At 69.0% G+C, this 3,577-nt stretch carries 5 protein-coding genes; 3 read left to right on the top strand and 2 right to left on the bottom strand.

The features are described from left to right. Positions 1-197 precede the first annotated feature (197 nt). Complete coding sequence (locus QH270_RS14770; protein WP_280342193.1) at positions 198-623, bottom strand: nuclear transport factor 2 family protein; 426 nt, start codon at positions 621-623, stop codon at positions 198-200. Positions 624-713: 90 nt separating this feature from the next. Between QH270_RS14770 and QH270_RS14765 the strand changes: the two genes are divergently transcribed. Continuing rightward, complete coding sequence (locus QH270_RS14765; RefSeq protein ID WP_280342191.1) at positions 714-1,238, top strand: winged helix-turn-helix transcriptional regulator; 525 nt, start codon at positions 714-716, stop codon at positions 1,236-1,238. A gap of 1 nt (position 1,239) precedes the next feature. Here QH270_RS14765 and QH270_RS14760 read toward each other — a convergent pair whose 3' ends face one another. Next, complete coding sequence (locus tag QH270_RS14760; protein ID WP_280342188.1) at positions 1,240-1,683, bottom strand: hypothetical protein; 444 nt, start codon at positions 1,681-1,683, stop codon at positions 1,240-1,242. A 303-nt stretch (positions 1,684-1,986) separates the two neighbouring features. Between QH270_RS14760 and QH270_RS14755 the strand changes: the two genes are divergently transcribed. Both QH270_RS14755 and QH270_RS14750 read left to right on the top strand, forming a co-directional pair. Continuing rightward, positions 1,987-2,934 (top strand): hypothetical protein, encoded by a 948-nt coding sequence (locus tag QH270_RS14755; RefSeq protein WP_280342185.1) that lies wholly within the window; start codon positions 1,987-1,989, stop codon positions 2,932-2,934. A 26-nt stretch (positions 2,935-2,960) separates the two neighbouring features. Then, a partial coding sequence (locus tag QH270_RS14750; protein WP_280342182.1) for an adenylosuccinate synthetase occupies positions 2,961-3,577 on the top strand: 617 nt, incomplete at its 3' end.

Genomic DNA, 3,577 nt, shown 5'->3' with positions numbered 1-3,577 from the left:
CACCCCCCCCCGCGCCTGCTTATGCGGCCCCCCCCCACAAACAACCTCCCCCTCCCCCCCCACCCCCCCCCCCCCCCGGCGCGGGCGGGCTTCGCGGGCGGTTTTATCGGGGCCCCCCACTAAAAACGCTTCCTCGACGACATCGGGATCACCCGCACCCTGGAGCTCACCCCGGAGGGCGTGGTCGAGGTGGATTCCTAGAACCCGGCGGCCCGGCGTATCACCGCCGGGTACCTGGCCATGGCGGGGCCGAGCCACACGGTGAAGGCGAGGACCGCGGCCAGGGGACGCAGGTGTGGACGCAGCCGTCGAACACGCCCGTCCGGGGCGAGCTCGAGTACCAGCGCCTCCGTCAGGGCGAAGGGCCCGAACCTCGCCTCGCCCACCAGGACCCGCGTGTCGCCGGTGCCGACGGTGTCGGTCCAGCGCAGGTCGCGCAGCGCGCGGTAGATGATCGTCAGGAGTGGGGTGAGGTCGGCGTGGCCGCGGAAGACCATGCGGCCCGAGACCGGTGAGACGAGCTCGGCGTCTTCGGTCAGGGTGTCGAGCAGCGCGGGAATGTCGTTGTCGACGGTGGCCCGCCGGAATCGGGCGAGGGGCTCGCCTTCGGGGTCCTCGGTCATGGGCGCATCGGGTCCTCTCGCTCGAGTGCAGCCGGTCCCCACGACCGTAGGCAGCTAACTTGCAAAAAGCAATGGACTACGATGGCGGGTATGGCCAAGGTGGAACTCGCGGATGTCGGGTGCTCGATCGCTCGCACGGTGGGCATCGTGGGGGAGCGGTGGACCCCGTTGATCCTGCGCGACCTGTTCGTCGGCATCACTCGCTTCGAGGACCTGCGCCGGGATCTCGGGATCGCGTCGAACGTCCTGGCCGACCGGCTGCACACGCTGCGGGCGCACGAGATCGTGGAAACCCGTGTCTACCAGGAGAATCCGACCCGGACCGAGTACGTCCTCACCGAACGCGGTCGCGATCTCTACCCTGTCCTGGCCATGCTCCTGGCCTGGGGCGATCGCTGGCTCGCCACCCCCGACGGCCCACCTGTCACCGTGGTCCACCGCGACTGCGGCCACCGCACGGAAGGCGTCGTCGTCTGTCGCCATTGCGCCGCACCCCTCACCGCCGCCGACGTCACCTGGCACCCCGGCCCCGGCGGCAGCCCCGGCCCGGGCGCAACCCTCATCGGCGACTACTTGACCCCCTTCCCCGACCCGCCGGACCGGGACGTCGAGTAGGTCAGCCCAGGAGGTCGGCTGCCCGGTTGACCTCGAGTGCCTTGCGGAGCCACTTCTGGAGTCGGTCCAGGTCGTCGCAGCTCAGGATCTGCTCGCGAATCTCGGCGGGCACGGTGATGCCGCGGGCATCGAGCACGGTCAGCACTGATTTGGCCTCCCCGCGCGCTTCGCCACGGGCCTCACCCTCGGCGAAGTACTTGCGGGCGAACTCGCTGCGGTATTCGTAGCCTTGGAGCCCGGCGGCCATCAGTGCCTCCCACTCGGATCGCGCTGCGGCGGGCAGCGTCGACAGGATGAAGTCATAGTACAGCGCGGCCCGGTCGCCACCCATGGCGCCGAGGGCCGCGAGCAGGGCTTTCCAGACCTCGCGATGTTCGGGATGCTTCGCGTGGGCGAGTGCGGAGAGCACGGCCAGTTTCGACGACAACGGCCAGAACTCGCTCACTGCCGCGTTGGAACGCGACCACCGCGTCGGCGTGATATTCGGTCGGTGCCAGGACCGTCGCGTCGCCGGGGACGGTCGTGATGGACTCGTATTCCGGTAGGCGGCAGCCTAATTCGGTCAGCAGCGGGGCGACGAGGGCCGGTTGCTGTTGAAAGAGATCGATCACCACTTCATGCGGGGCCGACGGCATGCGCCAGAAGGTAGCCGATGTGGGCGGTGAGGGGTGAATCGGTTGGGGGCTCTTGACGGTGGCTGTTTTGGTTGCATAGACTAAAACTACGACGACGAGAGGGAGTGGTTCTGGTGGGGTACGGGAATTGGGATGACAGGGCGTATCGGGCGGGGAAGACGTTTCGGGCGCGGGCGGGGGAGGACGACTTCGGGTACACCGCGCGGATGCGGGAGCGGGCGTATGACACCTGGTGTGCGCATCCGACCCTCGATCCGTTCGGGGTGGGTGTGCGCGAGTGCCGGGATTCGGCGGAGCACGGGAACTCGTTGCCGGTGGCGGTGCTGTTCGACGTCACCGGATCGATGGGGCGGGTGCCGCGGATCATGCAGGACAAGCTCGGGAAGCTGCACGGGCTGCTGAAGAGCAAGGGTTACGCGCAGGATCCGCAGGTCCTGTTCGGCGCGATCGGCGACGCCGACACCGACCGGGTGCCGTTGCAGGTGGGGCAGTTCGAATCGGACAACCGGATGGACGAGCAGCTGCGCTCGATCCTGCTCGAGGGCGGCGGAGGCGGGCAGAAGTCCGAAAGCTATGAGCTCGCCGCCTATTTCATGGCCCAGCACGTGGCGACCGACGCGTGGGAGAAGCGGGGCAAACGCGGCTATCTGTTCGTGATCGGTGATGAGCTGAACAAGCCGCGCCTGGCCGCCCGTCACATCAGATCGGTCATCGGCGATCACGTGCGCCGCGATGTGTCCGTCGAGTCGATCTACCGGGAGCTGGCCGAGCGCTGGCGCGTCTATTACATCCTGCCGAATCAGTCGGCGTACTACCGCGATCCGGAGATCGCCGAGCACTGGGGCGGGCTGCTCGGCCAGAACTTCCTGAAGCTCGACGATCCCGGCGCGGTCTGCGAACTGATCGCGCTCACCATCGGGCTGGGGGAGGACCGGGTCGACGTCGACACCGGCCTGGCCGATCTGCGCGATGTCGGCTCCGTCGACGAAGCGGACGCGGTGGGCCGGGCGCTCGGCGCGCGGCCGGTCAGGAGCATCCGCGCCCTGCCGCCCGGCAAGTGACAGCGGAGAAGCGAAGGAGCTCAGCCATGTTCGATCGAGAGCACCTCGTCGTCGTCGATCTCGGCTTCGGCGACGCGGGCAAGGGCGCCACCGTCGACTGGCTGTGCGCGCCCGAGGCCGACCTCGGGGTGGCGGCGGTCGTGCGGTTCAACGGCGGTGCGCAGGCCGCGCACAACGTCGTCGCCGACGGCCGTCATCACACCTTCGCTCAGTTCGGCGCGGGTACCTTCCACGGCGTGCCGACGCTGCTGTCGCGGCACATGCTCGTGGAGCCGATGGCGCTGGCCGCCGAATCCGAGCGGCTCGCGGCGCTCGGTGTGCGCGATCCGCTGGGACTGCTCGCCATCGACGGCCGCGCCCTGCTGACCACCCCGATCCACATCGCGGCGAACCGTGCCCGCGAGGACGCGAGGGGTTCCTCGCGGCACGGTTCCTGCGGTCGAGGCATCGGTGAAACCGCCTGGTACGCACTGGAACACGAGGCACCGACGGTCGCCGACTGTCGCACACCGGCCGTTGAACGCGGGCAGCCCGGAGGTCGACCACGACCGCCTGGGCGTCGCGATCGGCACCGGCCTCGGTGGCGGCGACGCGCTGATCGACTCGGTCGACAAGCTGAAGAACGGTGGCTATCGCAAGATCT

It is taken from the genome of Nocardia neocaledoniensis (genome assembly GCF_029868625.1).
Taxonomy (GTDB): domain Bacteria; phylum Actinomycetota; class Actinomycetes; order Mycobacteriales; family Mycobacteriaceae; genus Nocardia; species Nocardia neocaledoniensis_A.
This window is presented reverse-complemented; position numbering and strand designations above follow the sequence as displayed.

Bases quoted from the DNA above. Each gene is read 5' to 3' on its own strand.
- QH270_RS14770 (WP_280342193.1), bottom strand. From the start codon at position 623: ATGACCGAGGACCCCGAAGGCGAGCCCCTCGCCCGATTCCGGCGGGCC.
- QH270_RS14765 (WP_280342191.1), top strand. From the start codon at position 714: ATGGCCAAGGTGGAACTCGCGGATGTCGGGTGCTCGATCGCTCGCACG.